The sequence below is a fragment of the Rhizobacter sp. P5_A1 genome (assembly GCF_056400745.1).
In genome coordinates this window covers 1-15,836 of the sequence record NZ_JBFUKR010000010.1, presented here as the reverse complement: position 1 = coordinate 15,836, position 15,836 = coordinate 1, and the positions used below count along the sequence as shown (strand labels likewise).

The window sequence follows — 15,836 nt, the reverse complement described above, 5'->3', positions numbered from 1 at the left end:
TTCAATCGAAGCCACGAACCGCCGCGAGCCCGCTGCGCACAGCACCTTCGAGGGTTGCGGGGTAGGGGCCAGCGACATGGTCGCCCGCGCCGTGCAGCCCGGTCGCGATCGCCATCGAGGGCCGTTGCAGGCCGGGTGTGCAGCGAAAGGTCGCGCGCTTCTCGGTGAGGGTCTGTACGAGCGTCAGCGAGAGGCCGAGCGCGGCGCGCGCCTGCGCGATCGTCGCCTGCACGGTGGCCTCGGTGCCCTGGTCGACCCAGGGCTGCGCGCCGCTGATCACGAACGCGAGCAGGCCGTCCGGCCCGCCGAGCTGGCCGCGGTCGAACACGAACTGGGCTGGTGCGCGATCGTCCGAACGCAGCGCGAGCATCGCTTCGGGCAGGCGCACGCCATCGCCGCGCAGGTAGACGCAGACGATCGGCTCGTAGCGCAGCGCCGCCGCACTGCGCGACCAGTCGGGCGCAATCTCGCGGGCCAGGCGCGCTGCTTCGCCCGGCGTGGTCGCGAGCACGACCCGGTCGAAGCGTTCGCCGTCGACAGACCAGCCCGCGCCGGCCGCGACAAGCGACTCGACGCGCCGCTGCAGGCGCAGCGTAGCGCCGCCGGCGGACAGCCAGCGCTGCGCCGGTGCCGGCAGCAGTGCGCTGAGGTCGAGCCGTGGCAGCAGCAGGTCGGCCGAACCGGCGCCGGAGAACAGCGCGTCTTTCAGCACGCGCAGGAACACGGCGGCGCTGGCGGCGCTTGCCGGCGTGTTCAGCGCGGCGACGCACAGCGGGTCGATCAGATCGTCGCGGATCGTGCGCGGCAGATCTTGCGTCAACGCGGCGACCGTCAGCGATGGCTCGCAGCGGAAACCGCGGGCGGCCCAGCCTGCGGCGGCCGCGAGTAGCGCAAGGCGATCGCGCCAGCGCCAGCCGCGCTGCCGCAGCACGGCCCCGCCGAACGCGAGCATCGGCGCGCCCGGATTCAGCTGCAGCCCGATCCCGTCCGGGTAAGTGACCCGCAACGGCGTGCGCATGAACGCGTCGGCGGGATCGACGCCGACAGTGCGCAGCATCGCCAGCGTCTCGACGTAGGCACCGATCAGGATGTGCTGGCCGTTGTCCAGTGCCAGGCCGGCGACTTCGACGCCGCGCGAGCGGCCGCCGAGCTGCGGCGCCATCTCGAACAGCGTGACCGCATGACCGCACCGCACCGCTTCGATCGCCGCCGCGAGCCCGGCCCAGCCGCCACCGACGACCGCGAGCTTGCTTCCCGCTGCCACTAGCGACCGCGCCAGTTCGTGCGCATCGCGATCCACAGCTTGCGCAACGGCGTCAGCGAGGTGCGCTGGTGCAGCACCTGGAAGTTGTCGGCCTCGATCTCGCGCAACAGCGTGCGGTAGATGTTGGCCATCATCACGCCGGGTTTCTGCGCTTGACGGTCGGCCTCGGGCAGCAGTGCGAAGGCCTCGTCATAGCAGCGGTGGGCGCGCTCGGCCTGAAACTTCATCAGCGCGGTGAAACGATCGCTGTAGCCGCGGTTCAGGATCTCCTGCGCCTTCACGTCGAACTGCTTCAGCTCCGACATCGGCAGGTAGATGCGGCCGCGGCGCGCGTCGTCGCCGACATCGCGGATGATGTTTGTCAGCTGCATCGCCAGGCCGAGCTTGTGCGCGTACGCAGTGGTCGCATCACTTGTGCGCCCGAAGATGCCGGCCGCGACTTCGCCGACCACGCCGGCGACCAGGTGGCAGTAACGCGCGAGCCCGGCGAAATCGAGGTAGCGTGACTGCTCGAGGTCCATCCGGCACCCCTCGATCACGGCCAGAAGGTGCTCGGTGCGGATGTCGAATGCGGCGCTGTGCGGCATCAGTGCCTTCGTTACCGGGTGCGTCGGTTGCCCGGCAAAGGCCGCGCCGACTTCGTTGGCCCACCACGCGAGTTTCGTCGCGGCGACGCCGGGGTCGCTGACCTCGTCGACCACGTCGTCGACCTCGCGGCAGAACGCGTAGAACGCGGTGATCGCCGCGCGGCGCGGCGGCGGCAGGAACAGGAAGGCGTAGTAGAAGCTCGAGCCGCTCTTGGCTGCCTTGTCCTGCACGTACTGCTCGGGCGTCATGCGGATTCGCTCGCGATCACCGCGCGCGGCGCGCGCATCCGCAGCACGCGCCACAGCAGCAGCGGCGCGTCGTACCAGCGCAGCGTCGGGCGCGTCTGCAGCGTGGCGAAATCCAGCGCGGCGATCTTCTCCAGGATGCGCAGGCCGCCTTGCACGACCAGCCGCAGCTCCCAGCCGGCCCGGCCGGGAACCGCGTGCACCAGCGGCGCGCCGTCGTTCATCAGCGTGCGCGCCCAGTCGACGACATCGGCGACGAGCGCCCGCACGGGCGGCGTGTCGCGCTGCGCGAGCAGCGATGCCGGGTCGACGCCGTGGCGCGCGCAGTCGCGCGCCGGGATGTAGAGGCGGCCGCGCCGCGTGTCCACGCCCAGGTCTTGCCAGAAGTTGGCGAGCTGGAGTGCGCTGCAGATGGCATCCGACTGGCGCAGCGCCTGGGCATCGCCGATGCCGTACAGATGCAGCATCAGGCGGCCGACCGGGTTCGCCGATCGACGGCAGTAGTCGAGCAGGTCGGCACGATCGACATACGCGGCGCGCACGACATCCTGTTCGAACGCGCTCAACAGGTCGGTCAGCAGGTCGGCCGGCAGCGCGTGGCGCGCGAGGACCGCACGCAGCGGGCCGAACACTTGCGGCCAGCGTGCCGAGACGGCGTCGACGGTGTCGGCGCCGCGGCACGCGGCCTGCAGCTCGGCCCGATAGGCGGCAAGATCCGCCAGACGCTGCTCCGGCGTCGCATCGCCCTCGTCGGCGATGTCGTCCGCGGTGCGGGCAAAGTGATAGATCGCAGCCACGGCCGGGCGCAACGCGGGCGGGCACAGCAGGGATGCGACAGGGAAGTTCTCGTAATGGTCGACGCTCACGAGCGCGATTGTCCACGTTGCGCACGATGCCTCGGGCGTACGGGGACGATTCGCCGTTTGACAGTCCTGCGGTCGCAGAATATATTACTGACCAGTCAGTCATTTGCAAGCCGAGCCATCTGACGGCTCGCGCCGGGCGACCCGGATGACCTGGCTTCCCTTTCCTGCTCGCCCTCAAGGATTCCGATGCGTCTCGCGCTGCTTCTCGCCCTGACCGCTGCCGCCACGCTCGCGGCCTGCTCGAAGACCGAAACTGCACCGGAGCCGGTGCGCGCGGTGCGCACCGTCACGATCACCCCGCAGACGGCCGGCGGAACCTTCGAATATGCCGGCGAGGTGAAGGCGCGTACCGAGTCGCGGCTGAGCTTTCGGGTCGGCGGCAAGATGCTCAAGCGCCTCGTCGACCTCGGCGACACCGTGAAGGCCGGCCAGGTGCTGGCGCAGCTCGATGCCCAGGATCTGCGGCTCGGGCAAGACGCTGCGCGTGCGACCGTTGCCGCCGCACAGGCGAGCTACGACCAGAGCGCCGCCGACTTCAAGCGCTACAAGGAACTGAGCGAGAAGGGCTTCATCGGCCCGGCCGAGCTCGACCGGCGCGAGATGGCGATGAAGACCGCCCGCGCGCAACTCGACCAGGCGAAGGCCCAGTCCAGCGTGCAGGGCAACCAGGCCGGCTACGCAGCGCTGGTCGCCGACGCGGCCGGCGTGATCACCGGCGTCGACCTCGAGCCCGGCATGTTCGCGTCGGCTGGCACGCCGGTGCTGCGCCTGGCGCACGACGGCCCGCGCGACCTGGTGTTCGCGGTGCCGGAGGACAAGGTCGGCATCGTCAAGGCGCTGGCTGCTCAGCCGGGCCGCTTCAAGGTGCGCCTCTGGGGCGCGGCCGGTGCGCTGCTGCCGGCGACGATCCGCGAAATCTCCGCCGCGGCCGATCCGGTGACGCGCACCTTCCTGATCAAGGCCGACATCGGCTCGGCCGCCGGCAGCGGCGTGCGACTCGGTCAGACCGCGACGATGCTGATGGAGCTGCCGCAGGTCGCCGGGGTCACGAAACTGCCGCTCTCGGCCTTGCGCGAGGCGCAAGGCCGCAGCGCGGTCTGGCTGGTCGACAGCACCAGCATGACCGTCAAGTCGCAGGACGTGAAGCTCGCCGGTGCCGACGGCAACGAGGCCGTCATCGCATCAGGGCTTGCGCCGGGTCAGATCGTCGTGACCGCCGGCGTGCATGTGTTGAGCCCGGGCCAGAAGGTCAAGTTCTACGTGGACCCGGGAATGACGCCCGCGTCGGCGGCGCCGGCACTTGTCGGCACAGCGGTCGGCGTCAAGTGAGCGAGCCCACCATGACGACGCCCGACGCGACCCTCGCCGGGCAGGCCACCCCGCATCCGGCCGACACGATCTCGCGCTTCAACATCTCGAAGTGGGCGCTGGAGCATTCGGCGCTGACGCGCTACCTGCTCGTCGTGCTGATGCTGCTCGGCGCGGTCGCGTACTTCCAGCTCGGGCAAGACGAAGACCCGCCGTTCACGTTTCGTGCGATGGCGCTGCGCGTGTTCTGGCCCGGCGCGACCGCGCAGCAGGTCGCCGAGCAGGTCACCGACAAGCTCGAGAAGACGCTGCAGGAAGTGCCTTACGCCGACAAGATCCGCAGCTACTCGAAGCCGGGCGAGGCGCTGATCATCTTCCAGGTCAGGGACTCGTCCCCGCCGAAGGAGATGCAGCAGACCTGGTACACGGTGCGCAAGAAGATCGGCGACATCCGCGCGAGCCTTCCCGCCGGCGTGATCGGGCCGTATTTCAACGACGAGTTCGGTGATGTCTACGGCTCGATCTACGCGCTGTCGGCCGACGGTTTCAGCTACCAGGAGCTGAAGGACCAGGCCGACCGCGTGCGCCAGCGACTGCTGAAGGTGCGCGACGTCAACAAGGTCGCGATCTTCGGCGCGCAGGACGAAAAGCTCTTCGTCGAGATCTCGCAGAAGCGCCTCGCGCAGCTCGGTCTCGACTTCAACCAGGTGCTCGCGCAGATCGGCCAGCAGAACGCGGTCGAGTCGGCCGGCACGATCAACGCGCCGACCGATTTCGTGCAGGTGCGCGTCGGCGGGCAGTTCAACACGGTCGAGGAACTGCGCCAGTTCCCGATCCGCGCCAACGGCGCGAGCTTCAAACTGGGCGACATCGCCGAGATCCGCCGCGCCTATGTCGACCCGCCGCAGGTCAAGGTGCGGCACCAGGGTCACGAGGTCATCGCGCTGGGCATCTCGATGGCTCGTGGCGGCGACATCATCCGCATGGGCAAGGCGCTGAACCTGACGATCGACCAGATCCGCGCCGAGCTGCCCGCAGGCATCGAGCTGCACCAGTTCCAGAACCAGTCGAAGGTGGTTTCGGCCTCGGTCAACGAGTTCGTCGGCACCTTGATCGAAGCGGTCGTGATCGTGCTCGCGGTCAGCTTCATCAGCCTCGGGCTGCACTTCAAGCCGCGCTTCCGGATCGACTGGCGGCCCGGGCTGGTCGTCGGCATCACGATCCCGCTGGTGCTCGCGATCACCTTCGTGACGATGTACTACTGGGGCGTCGGGCTGCACAAGATCTCGCTCGGCTCGCTGATCATCGCGCTCGGCCTGCTCGTCGACGACGCGATCATCGCGGTCGAGATGATGGTGCGCAAGCTCGAGGAGGGCTACGACAAGGTGCGCGCCGCGACCTTCGCATACGACGCGACCGCGATGCCGATGCTGACCGGCACGCTGATCACCGCGGTCGGCTTCCTGCCGATCGGTCTCGCGCAGTCGACGGTTGGCGAGTACACGTTCGCGATCTTCGCGGTCACGGCCGCGGCGCTGCTGATCTCTTGGTTCGTCTCGGTCTACTTCGTGCCGTACCTCGGCGTGCGGCTGCTGAAGACCAAGCCGCATGCCGCGACCGACCAGCCGCACGAGCTGTTCGACACGCCGTTCTACGCGCGCTTTCGCGCTACCGTGAACTGGTGCGTGCAACACCGCTGGATCACGATCGGCATGACGATCGCGACGCTGGTGCTCGGCGTCGTCGGCATGGGCAAGGTGCAGAACCAGTTCTTCCCGGATTCGAGCCGGCCGGAGATCGTCGTCGACCTGTGGTTCCCCGAGGGCACGTCGTACGCGGCGAACGAGGCGGTGACGAAGCGGGTCGAGGCGCGCGTGATGGCGCTCGAAGGCGTGGACCACGTGACGACCTGGGTCGGCAGCGGGGTCGAGCGTTTCGTGCTGGTGCTCGACCAGGTCTTCCCGCAGAGCAACGTCAGCCAGATGGTCGTGCTGCCGAAAGACCGGCCTGCGCGCGAGCGGCTGCGCAAGCTGCTGCCCGACTTGCTCGCGACCGAGTTCCCCGAGGTGCGCGGCCGCGCGAAGCTGCTGCCGAACGGCCCGCCGGTGCCGTATCCGGTGCAGTTCCGCGTCGTCGGGCCCGATCCGACGCGGGTGCGTGCGTACGCCGACGAGGTCAAGGCGATCATGCGCGAGAACCCGAACCTGCGCGGCATCAACGACAACTGGAACGAGTCGGTCAAGGTGCTGCGACTGGAGGTCGACCAGGACAAGGCGCGCGCGCTCGGCGTCACCAGCCAAGGCGTCGCGCAGGCCGCGCGCACGATCAACATCGGCACGACGATCGGCCAGTACCGCGAGGACGACAAGCTGGTCGACATCGTGCTGCGTCAGCCGCTCGACGAACGCAATGCGATCACCGACCTCGCGAACGCCTACGTGCCGACCAGCGCCGGGCGCAGCATCCCGCTCGGCCAGATCGCGAAGGGCGACTTCGTCTGGGAGCCCGGCGTGCTGTGGCGCGAAGGGCGCGACTACGCCGCGACCGTGCAGGGCGACATCATCGAAGGCTTGCAGGGCGCGACCGTGACCGCGCAGCTCGACCCGCTGTTCGCGCCGGTGCGCGCCAAGATGCTGCCGGGCTACCGCATCGAGGTCGCCGGCGCCGTCGAGGAAAGCAGCAAGGGACAGGGCTCGATCGCTGCCGGCGCGCCGTTGATGCTGTTCATCATGTTCACCTTGCTGATGCTGCAGCTGCACAGCTTCAGCCGCTCGGTGCTGGTCTTCCTGACTGCGCCGCTGGGCATCGCCGGCATTGCCGCGGCGTTGCTGCTGCTGAACCGGCCGTTCGGCTTCGTCGCGCTGCTCGGCGTGATCGCGCTGATGGGCATGATCATGCGCAACTCGGTGATCCTGATCGACCAGATCGAGCAGGACCGTGCGCGCGGCGTGCCGACCTGGAACGCGATCGTCGAGGCGGCCGTGCGGCGCTTCCGGCCGATCATCCTGACCGCGGCGGCGGCGGTGCTCGCGATGATCCCGCTGTCGCGCAGCGTGTTCTGGGGCCCGATGGCGGTCGCGATCATGGGCGGGCTGATCGTCGCGACGGCGCTCACGCTGCTGTCGCTGCCGGCGATGTACGCGGCCTGGTTCCGCGTCAAACCGGCCGCTGCCGAGCAGGCCGCCGCGACCAGCTAAAATCCGCGGTTCGCCGAGAAAGGCGGGTAAGCGCTGGTCCCCTCGCGCGGGTGGCGAAATTGGTAGACGCACCAGGTTTAGGTCCTGACGCCAGCGATGGTGTGCGGGTTCGAGTCCCGCCCCGCGCACCAGCATTGCAAATCGAAAGAGTCCAACCATCATGACCGTCCAAGTTGAAACCCTCGACAAGCTGGAGCGCCGCATCACGCTGACGCTCCCGACCTCCACGATCAATTCCGAGGTCGAGTCGCGCCTGAAGAAGCTGTCGCGCACCGTCAAGGCCGACGGCTTCCGTCCGGGCAAGGTGCCGATGAGCGTGGTCGCGCAGCGCTACGGCTACTCGGTGCACTACGAGGTGATGAACGACAAGGTCGGCCAGGTGTTCAGCGAAGCCGTCAACGAGGCCAAGCTGCGCGTCGCCGGCGCGCCGAAGATCGCCGAGAAGGAAGGCGCCCCCGAAGGCCAGGTCGCGTTCGACGCGACCTTCGAGGTCTACCCTGAAGTGAAGCTCGGCGACCTGAGCGCGGCCGAGGTCGAGCGCGTCTCGACCGAAGTGACCGAAGCGGCGATCGACAAGACCATCGACATCCTGCGCAAGCAGCGTCGCACCTTCGCGCAGCGCCCGGCCGCCGAGGGCGCGGTCGAAGGCGACCGCGTCACGATCGATTTCGAAGGCAAGATCGACGGTGTGCCGTTCGATGGCGGCAAGGCCGAAGGTTTCCAGTTCCTGATCGGCGAAGGCCAGATGCTCGAGCAGTTCGACCTGGCCGTGCGCGGCATGAAGTCGGGCGAGTCGAAGACCTTTCCGCTGCAGTTCCCGGCCGACTACCAGGGCAAGGATGTCGCCGGCAAGGAAGCCGACTTCATGGTCACTGTGAAGAAGATCGAGGCCCAGCACCTGCCGGAAGTGAACGAGGCGTTCGCGAAGTCGCTCGGCATCGGTGATGCAACGGTCGAGGGCCTGCGCGCCGACGTCAAGAAGAACCTCGAGCGCGAGGTGAAGTTCCGCGTGCTGGCGCGCAACAAGTCCAGCGTGATGGACGCGCTGGTCAGCATCTCCGAGCTCGACGTGCCGAAGGCGCTGGTCGCCGGCGAGACCGAGCGCATGATCGAGGCCGCGCGCGCCGACCTGAAGAAGCGCGGCGTGAAAGACGCCGAGACCGCGCCGATCCCGGCCGAGATCTTCCAGCCGCAAGCCGAGAAGCGCGTGCGCCTCGGGCTGGTCGTCGGCGAGCTGGTGCGCTCGAACAACCTGCAGGCCAAGCCGGATCAGCTGCAAAAGCACATCGAGGAGATGGCGCAGAGCTACGAGAAGCCGTCGGAAGTGGTGCGCTGGTACCTCGGCGATCGGCAGCGCCTGGCCGAGGTCGAGGCGGTCGTGGTCGAGAACAACGTCGCCGAGTTCGTGCTCGGCAAGGCGAAGGTCAGCGACAAAGTGTTGCCGTTCGACGAGCTGATGACGAGCTGAACGTTCGTTCGACACATGAAGGCGCCGCCAAGAGGCCGGCGCCTTTTTTCATGGCCGCGTCGAAACTTCGTCGCCGGTCTTGTGGCGACATAATCGGCCCCAACATCCGCTGAATCTCTTTGCGAGGACTTGCCATGAGCGCGCTTGACATCAACGATCTGGGCATGGTGCCCATCGTCATCGAAACTTCCGGCCGCGGCGAACGCGCGTACGACATCTACAGCCGCATGCTGCGTGAGCGGGTGATCTTCCTGGTCGGCCCGGTGACGGATCAGACCGCGAACCTGGTCGTCGCGCAGATGCTGTTCCTCGAGTCTGAGAATCCGGACAAGGACATCTCGCTGTACATCAACTCGCCGGGCGGCTCGGTCAGCGCGGGACTGTCGATCTACGACACGATGCAGTTCATCAAGCCCGAGGTCTCGACCCTGTGCATGGGCATCGCGGCGAGCATGGGCTCGTTCCTGCTGATGGCCGGCGCGAAGGGCAAGCGCATGGCGCTGCCGAATTCGCGCGTGATGATCCACCAGCCCTCGGGCGGCGCCCAGGGGCAGGCGACCGACATCGAGATCCATGCGCGCGAGATCCTGAAGACGCGCGAGCAGTTGAACAAGATCTACGCCGAGCGCACGGGCCAGACGATCGAGAAGATCCGCGCCGACATGGAGCGCGACATGTTCATGGACCCGCTCGAGGCCAAGGCCTACGGGCTGATCGATCAGGTGCTCGCGCAGCGAGCCACACCGCCGAATGCCGGCTGACGCGTTCAGCGCTGACGGCCGACGAAACCAACGAAAGTGACCTCAGCAACAACACCGGAAACGGGGCCTTTCTTGCTGTCAAGGCCCCGTTTTCTTTTGAACTATCATTCGCCAACCCCTCCCTCTACGCCCCGAAACACCCACCTCTATGGCCGAAAAAAAAGGCACCTCCAGCGAGAAGGTTCTGTACTGCTCGTTCTGCGGCAAGAGCCAGCACGAGGTGAAGAAGCTCATCGCCGGTCCGAGCGTGTTCATCTGCGACGAGTGCATCGAGCTTTGCAACGACATCATCCGTGATGAAGTGCCGGCCGAGGGCGCGGATCCGAAGGCTGCGAAGTCCGACCTGCCGGTGCCCAGCGAGATCAAGGCAAGCCTCGATCAGTACGTGATCGGGCAGGACGTCGCGAAGCGCACCCTGTCGGTGGCGGTCTACAACCACTACAAGCGGCTCAAGCACATGAGCCGCACGAAAGACGAGATCGAGCTCGCGAAGAGCAACATCCTGCTGATCGGGCCGACCGGCTCTGGCAAGACACTGCTCGCGCAGACGCTCGCACGGCTGCTCAACGTGCCGTTCGTGATCGCGGATGCGACGACGCTGACCGAAGCCGGGTATGTCGGCGAGGATGTCGAGAACATCATCCAGAAGCTGCTGCAGAACTGCGGCTACGACGTCGACAAGGCGCAGCGCGGCATCGTCTACATCGACGAGATCGACAAGATCAGCCGCAAGGCCGACAACCCGTCGATCACGCGCGATGTATCGGGCGAGGGCGTGCAGCAGGCGCTGCTGAAGCTCGTCGAGGGGACGATGGCGAGCGTGCCGCCGCAAGGCGGGCGCAAACACCCGAACCAGGATTTCCTGCAGATCGACACGACCAACATCCTGTTCATCTGCGGCGGTGCTTTCGATGGCCTCGAGAAGGTGATCCAGAACCGCTCCGAGAAGTCGGGCATCGGATTCGGGGCGACCGTGCACGGGAAGAGCGAGAAGCGCGTCTCCGAGGTGTTTCGCGATGTGCAGCCCGAAGACCTGATCAAGTTCGGGTTGATCCCCGAACTCGTCGGCCGCCTGCCGGTGGTCGCGACGCTCGGCGAGCTCACCGACGATGCGCTGGTGCGCATCCTGACCGAGCCGAAGAACGCACTCGTCAAGCAATACCAGAAGCTGTTCGCGATGGACGGCGTCGAGCTCGAGATTCGCCCGTCGGCGCTGCAGGCGATTGCCCGCAAGGCGCTGGCGCGCAAGATCGGCGCGCGCGGCCTGCGCTCGATCATGGAGCAGTCACTGATCGACACGATGTTCGACTTGCCAACGCTCGATGGCGTGGCGAAAGTGGTGCTCGACGAACACACGATCGAAGACGAAGCCAAGCCGCTGCTCGTCTACCGAGAGCAAAAGGCGAGCGCCTGAAGAACCAGGCGCGCGCGAGACCACGTCAGTCCGGGTTCGCCGTCAGGCAGTTCGTGCCGCGGCTTCTTGCATCTCTTGTTGAAATGAAACCCTCGGGCCTCACATCGGCCTGAGAAAGAGAGGATTCTTCAATGTCCGGACACCCCGTTTTGCCTGCCGAAGAGATCACCCTGCCGCTGCTCCCGCTGCGCGATGTGGTCGTCTTCCCTCACATGGTGATCCCCCTGTTCGTGGGTCGCCCCAAGTCGATCAAGGCCCTCGAGGTCGCGATGGAAGCGGGCCGCCAGATCATGCTGGTCGCGCAGAAGGCCGCCGGCAAGGACGAGCCCAAGCCCGACGACATGTTCGAAGTCGGCTGCGTCTCGAGCATCCTGCAGATGCTGAAGCTGCCCGACGGCACCGTGAAGGTGCTGGTCGAAGGCATCCAGCGCGCCAACACCCACAGCATCAGCGACAACGGCGAGTACTTCGTCGCCGACGTCACGCCGGTGCCGCCCGAGGCCGACACCAAGCCCGAGATCGAGGCGCTGCGCCGCGCAGTCACGCAGCAGTTCGACCAGTACGTCAAGCTGAACAAGAAGATCCCGCCCGAGATCCTGACCTCGATCGCCGGAATCGATGACGCGGGTCGGCTGGCCGACACGATCGCCGCGCACCTGCCGTTGAAGCTCGAGAACAAGCAGTCGGTGCTCGACCTGTACGCGGTCGACAAGCGGCTGGAGAAGCTGCTCGAACAACTCGAGCACGAGGTCGACATCCTGCAGGTCGAGAAGCGCATCCGTGGCCGCGTCAAGCGCCAGATGGAGAAGAGCCAGCGCGAGTACTACCTGAACGAGCAGGTCAAGGCGATCCAGAAGGAACTCGGCGACGGCGAAGACGGCGCCGACATGGAAGAGCTCGAGAAGAAGATCGTCGCTGCGAAGATGCCGAAAGAGGCGCGCAAGAAGGTCGATGCGGAGTTCAAGAAGCTGAAGCTGATGTCGCCGATGTCGGCCGAGGCGACCGTCGTGCGCAACTACATCGACACGCTGGTGAACCTGCCGTGGGCGAAGAAGACCAAGATCAAGCACGATCTGGCGTTCGCCGAACAGGTGCTGAACGAAGATCACTACGGGCTGGACAAGGTCAAGGACCGCATCCTCGAATACCTCGCGGTGCAGCAGCGCGTCGACAAGGTCAAGTCGCCGATCCTGTGCCTGGTGGGGCCGCCCGGTGTCGGGAAGACCTCGCTCGGCCAGAGCGTCGCGCGCGCCACCGGGCGCAAGTTCGTCCGCATGGCGCTCGGCGGCGTGCGTGACGAGGCCGAGATTCGCGGTCATCGTCGCACCTACATCGGCTCGATGCCGGGCAAGGTGCTGCAAAGCCTGACCAAGATCGGCACGAAGAACCCGCTGTTCCTGCTCGACGAGATCGACAAGCTCGGCATGGACTTCCGCGGCGATCCGTCGAGCGCGCTGCTCGAGGTGCTCGATCCCGAGCAGAACCACACCTTCAGCGACCACTACGTCGAGGTCGACTTCGACCTGTCGGACACGATGTTCATCGCGACCTCGAATTCGATGAACATCCCGCCGGCGCTGCTCGACCGGATGGAAGTGATCCGCCTGTCGGGCTACACCGAAGACGAGAAGCTGAACATCGCGCTGAAATACCTCGCGCCGAAGCAGGCGAAGAACAACGGCGTCAAGGACGAGGAGATGGAGCTCACCGAATCGGCGGTGCGCGGCATCATCCGCTACTACACGCGCGAAGCCGGCGTGCGCTCGCTCGAGCGCGAGATCAGCAAGATCTGCCGCAAGGTCGTGAAGGCGATCCAGCTGAAGCAGGTGAGCGACAAGGTCGTCGTGACCGACGCGAACCTGAACGACTACCTCGGCGTGCGCAAGTTCGACTACGGCCAGGCCGAGAAGAAGAACCAGGTCGGCCAGGTCGTCGGCCTCGCGTGGACCGAAGTCGGCGGGGATCTGCTGACGATCGAGGCGGCGGTGATGCCCGGCAAGGGCAACATCATCCGCACCGGCCAGCTCGGCGACGTCATGAAGGAGTCGGTCGAGGCCGCGCGTTCGGTCGTGCGCAGTCGCGCTCGGCGCCTGGGCATCAAGGATGAAATGTTCGAGAAGCGCGACGTGCACATCCACGTGCCCGATGGCGCAACGCCGAAGGACGGCCCGAGCGCGGGCGCCGCGATGACGACGGCCTTCGTGTCGGCGTTGACCGGCATCCCGGTGAAGGCCAATGTCGCGATGACCGGCGAGATCACGCTGCGCGGCGAAGTGACGGCGATCGGCGGCCTGAAGGAGAAGCTGCTCGCGGCGCATCGTGGCGGCATCACGACCGTGATCATTCCGGAAGAGAACGTCAAGGACCTGCAGGACATCCCCGAGAACGTCAAGAACAGGCTCGAGATCGTGCCGGTGAAGTGGATCGATCGCGTGCTCGAAGTGGCGCTGGAGCGCGTTCCCGAGTCGCTGCCGGAAGACGAGCCGGTCAAGGCGGCCGAGGAGCCCGCGAAGCCGGCAGCGCCGGGGGCCGGTTCAGACGTGCTGACGACGACGCATTGAGATTGCCGAGATTGTTCGGCGCGCCCTTGCAGATCGGTTATTTATCCGCCTATAATGCGGGCTCTGCTGAAGACGGGCGCTGGCCTGGATTGAGCAGAAATGCGGGAGTAGCTCAGTTGGTAGAGCGCAACCTTGCCAAGGTTGAGGTCGAGAGTTCGAGACTCTTCTCCCGCTCCAGATTCGAAGTCGAAGAGACGACATGAAAGAGAAGGGAAGCCCAGGTGCTTCCCTTTTTCTTGTCTAGAATCTTTGGCTGTCCAAGACAGCGGCGCGATAGCAAAGCGGTTATGCACCGGATTGCAAATCCGTTCAGCCCGGTTCGACTCCGGGTCGCGCCTCCAACGTACAACAGCCCCGCCGAGATGCGGGGCTGTTGCGTTTCAAGACTTGCCGACTGAGGCGCCGCGCGAGCCGCGCCGCTGCAACGCGTCGAGTGCACCCGGATAAGTCTGAATGAAGATCTCTGCCGCGTATTCGGGCTCGAGCTCGGCGGCATAGGGCTGCGTCGCAATCGCATGCCTCAGCGCGACGATGACGTTCAGCCCGGGCCGAAGGCGCAGCAATTGCGCACAGAACCGGCCGAGCCACGAATGCGACGATTGGTTGGCAACCATCCGCACATTGTTCGGTCACTGGCAGGCTGCGCCGTGTAGGAGAACGCCGCGCGCTCTTGTCGGGAACGCGGAATGGGCCGGCGTTCTGGTGCCCAGGGCGGGAATCGAACCCGCACGCCTTGCGGCCGCGAATTTTAAGTCCGCTACGTCTACCAGTTTCGTCACCCGGGCCAGGGTGCGCCGGATCATAGACGGTGCCGTGCTGCTTCTCGACGAGCGCAAGTGGCGTGGTCGGCCCGAGTTCACAGCGCGAGTGCTTCGACGCCGATCCCAGCGAGCTCCTGGCACTGTGCACTGAGCCGCTGCATCGTGCCGATCGCGCCGGTGCTGATCACACGCAATGTGGGCGTCGGATCGAACCACGGTGGCTCCCGCTCCCACATCGAAGCGGCACGCTCGGCGACCGCGGTCGCGGTATCGATCAGTGCGATGTCGGCGCCGAGCAGGGCGCGAATCGACGCCTGGACGAACGCGTAGTGCGTGCAGCCCAGTACCACGGTATCGACGTCCGCCGCGCGGATCGCGTCGCAGCTGGGACGCAGCAAGTCGAGCAACTCGGACCCATGCAGCACGCCGCGTTCGATCGCGCTCGCCAGGCCCGGGCATGGATGCACATGGACGAGCGCGTCTTCGGCATAGCGTGCGATCAAGTGACGCAGGCGGTCGCTGGTCGCTGTGGCCTCGGTGGCCAGCACCGCGATGCGCCGGCTGCGTGACCGGGCCGCGGCCGGTTTGACGCCGGGCTCGACACCGACAAATACCCGCTTCGGCCAGCGCGCGCGCAGCGCCTCGATCCCGAGCACGGTCGCGGTGTTGCACGCGACGACGATCATCTGCGCGCCTTCGCCGGCCAGCCATTCAGCGATCCTGACGCTGCGCGCCACGACCTCGTGCGCAGGCCGCTCGCCATAGGGAGCGTGCGCCACATCGCCGACGTAGACCATCGAGGCGCCCGGCAGGCGAACACGCAGCGCGCGCAGGATCGACAGGCCCCCGACGCCGGAGTCGAACACACCGATGCGGGCGAGCGGGGTCGCAGCGTTGAAGTCGTCGAAAACCAGGCTCTCGTTCATCGTGCGCCGAGTCTATCCGCGACTTCGGCTTAAAATAGCACGATCGTTCGTTTTTGCTTTCGGCGTCACCTTGGCGCCAGGGTGAACAAACCCCCCGAACTAGAATTCGCCCACCCCAGAATTCCGTCGTCAGGAGACAGTTGCATGAAGGTTCTCGTCCCGGTCAAACGCGTCGTCGACTACAACGTGAAGGTTCGCGTGAAGTCCGATGGCACTGGAGTCGACATCGCCAACGTCAAGATGAGCATGAACCCGTTCGACGAGATCGCCGTCGAAGAGGCCGTGCGGCTGAAAGAGAAGGGCATCGTGACCGAGGTGATCGCCGTCTCGTGCGGCGTCACGCAATGCCAGGAGACGCTGCGCACCGCGATGGCGATCGGCGCCGACCGCGCGATCCTGGTCGAGACTGCCGACGAGCTGCAGCCGCTCGCAGTTGCCAAACTGCTGAAGGCGCTCGTCGACAAGGAGCAGCCGGGC

Annotated in this window: 12 protein-coding genes and 4 tRNA genes; 10 read left to right on the top strand and 6 right to left on the bottom strand. The window is 66.4% G+C overall.

Translation table 11 applies throughout. The annotated features are described in order from the left end of the window. Position 1: 1 nt before the first annotated feature. Genes hpnE through hpnC form a run of 3 tightly spaced genes read right to left on the bottom strand, consistent with a single transcriptional unit; the run spans position 2 to position 2,963 of the window. Positions 2–1,264, bottom strand: coding sequence for a hydroxysqualene dehydroxylase HpnE (hpnE, locus tag AC1DTW_RS13065; protein ID WP_477981570.1), 1,263 nt, complete (start codon positions 1,262–1,264; stop codon positions 2–4). Further along, positions 1,264–2,100, bottom strand: coding sequence for a presqualene diphosphate synthase HpnD (gene hpnD / locus AC1DTW_RS13060; protein ID WP_477981569.1), 837 nt, complete (start codon positions 2,098–2,100; stop codon positions 1,264–1,266). The genes hpnE and hpnD overlap by 1 nt, the downstream gene beginning before the upstream one ends. Continuing rightward, positions 2,097–2,963: a squalene synthase HpnC gene (hpnC, locus tag AC1DTW_RS13055; RefSeq protein WP_477981568.1), complete on the bottom strand. Its 867-nt coding sequence runs from the start codon at positions 2,961–2,963 to the stop codon at positions 2,097–2,099. The genes hpnD and hpnC overlap by 4 nt, the downstream gene beginning before the upstream one ends. Positions 2,964–3,149: 186 nt before the next feature. Between hpnC and AC1DTW_RS13050 the strand changes: the two genes are divergently transcribed. The 9 genes from AC1DTW_RS13050 (at position 3,150) to AC1DTW_RS13010 (ending at position 14,013) form a co-directional block, all read left to right on the top strand. Next, positions 3,150–4,292: an efflux RND transporter periplasmic adaptor subunit gene (locus tag AC1DTW_RS13050; protein ID WP_477981567.1), complete on the top strand. Its 1,143-nt coding sequence runs from the start codon at positions 3,150–3,152 to the stop codon at positions 4,290–4,292. An 11-nt stretch (positions 4,293–4,303) separates the two neighbouring features. Next, the gene (locus tag AC1DTW_RS13045; RefSeq protein ID WP_477981565.1) at positions 4,304–7,468 is read left to right on the top strand and encodes an efflux RND transporter permease subunit; all 3,165 of its coding nucleotides are present in this window, start codon (positions 4,304–4,306) and stop codon (positions 7,466–7,468) included. A 44-nt stretch (positions 7,469–7,512) separates the two neighbouring features. Continuing rightward, positions 7,513–7,599 (top strand) — tRNA-Leu (locus AC1DTW_RS13040). Between the two features lie 29 nt (positions 7,600–7,628). Then, positions 7,629–8,936 (top strand): trigger factor, encoded by a 1,308-nt coding sequence (gene tig / locus AC1DTW_RS13035; protein WP_477981564.1) that lies wholly within the window; start codon positions 7,629–7,631, stop codon positions 8,934–8,936. Positions 8,937–9,070: 134 nt separating this feature from the next. Then, positions 9,071–9,697 (top strand): ATP-dependent Clp endopeptidase proteolytic subunit ClpP, encoded by a 627-nt coding sequence (gene clpP / locus AC1DTW_RS13030; RefSeq protein WP_477981563.1) that lies wholly within the window; start codon positions 9,071–9,073, stop codon positions 9,695–9,697. A gap of 148 nt (positions 9,698–9,845) precedes the next feature. Continuing rightward, positions 9,846–11,111, top strand: coding sequence for an ATP-dependent Clp protease ATP-binding subunit ClpX (clpX, locus tag AC1DTW_RS13025; RefSeq protein ID WP_477981562.1), 1,266 nt, complete (start codon positions 9,846–9,848; stop codon positions 11,109–11,111). Between the two features lie 131 nt (positions 11,112–11,242). Continuing rightward, positions 11,243–13,672, top strand: a complete 2,430-nt coding sequence (gene lon, locus AC1DTW_RS13020; protein WP_477981560.1) for an endopeptidase La — start codon at positions 11,243–11,245, stop codon at positions 13,670–13,672. A gap of 101 nt (positions 13,673–13,773) precedes the next feature. Next, a tRNA-Gly gene (locus AC1DTW_RS13015) sits at positions 13,774–13,849 on the top strand. 90 nt (positions 13,850–13,939) lie between these two features. Then, positions 13,940–14,013: transfer RNA gene (locus AC1DTW_RS13010), tRNA-Cys, on the top strand. A 39-nt stretch (positions 14,014–14,052) separates the two neighbouring features. Here AC1DTW_RS13010 and AC1DTW_RS13005 read toward each other — a convergent pair. From AC1DTW_RS13005 to murI, 3 genes are all read right to left on the bottom strand, one after another. Beyond that, positions 14,053–14,286 carry a hypothetical protein gene (locus AC1DTW_RS13005; RefSeq protein WP_477981559.1) on the bottom strand — a complete coding sequence of 78 codons (234 nt, stop codon included), beginning with the start codon at positions 14,284–14,286 and terminating at the stop codon, positions 14,053–14,055. Between the two features lie 86 nt (positions 14,287–14,372). Further along, a tRNA-Leu gene (locus AC1DTW_RS13000) sits at positions 14,373–14,457 on the bottom strand. Between the two features lie 71 nt (positions 14,458–14,528). After that, positions 14,529–15,359: a glutamate racemase gene (gene murI / locus AC1DTW_RS12995; protein WP_477981558.1), complete on the bottom strand. Its 831-nt coding sequence runs from the start codon at positions 15,357–15,359 to the stop codon at positions 14,529–14,531. A 144-nt stretch (positions 15,360–15,503) separates the two neighbouring features. On the opposite strand from murI, the gene AC1DTW_RS12990 reads away from it, so the two are divergent. Further along, on the top strand, positions 15,504–15,836 hold a 333-nt coding region (locus AC1DTW_RS12990), incomplete at its 3' end, for an electron transfer flavoprotein subunit beta/FixA family protein (protein WP_477980250.1).

Excerpts from the sequence above, each read along its gene's own strand:
- lon (WP_477981560.1), top strand. The coding sequence starts at position 11,243 with ATGTCCGGACACCCCGTTTTGCCTGCCGAAGAGATCACCCTGCCGCTG.
- clpX (WP_477981562.1), top strand. The coding sequence starts at position 9,846 with ATGGCCGAAAAAAAAGGCACCTCCAGCGAGAAGGTTCTGTACTGCTCG.
- AC1DTW_RS13050 (WP_477981567.1), top strand. The coding sequence starts at position 3,150 with ATGCGTCTCGCGCTGCTTCTCGCCCTGACCGCTGCCGCCACGCTCGCG.
- AC1DTW_RS13005 (WP_477981559.1), bottom strand. The coding sequence starts at position 14,286 with ATGGTTGCCAACCAATCGTCGCATTCGTGGCTCGGCCGGTTCTGTGCG.
- hpnD (WP_477981569.1), bottom strand. The coding sequence starts at position 2,100 with ATGACGCCCGAGCAGTACGTGCAGGACAAGGCAGCCAAGAGCGGCTCG.
- murI (WP_477981558.1), bottom strand. The coding sequence starts at position 15,359 with ATGAACGAGAGCCTGGTTTTCGACGACTTCAACGCTGCGACCCCGCTC.
- clpP (WP_477981563.1), top strand. The coding sequence starts at position 9,071 with ATGAGCGCGCTTGACATCAACGATCTGGGCATGGTGCCCATCGTCATC.
- tig (WP_477981564.1), top strand. The coding sequence starts at position 7,629 with ATGACCGTCCAAGTTGAAACCCTCGACAAGCTGGAGCGCCGCATCACG.
- AC1DTW_RS13045 (WP_477981565.1), top strand. The coding sequence starts at position 4,304 with ATGACGACGCCCGACGCGACCCTCGCCGGGCAGGCCACCCCGCATCCG.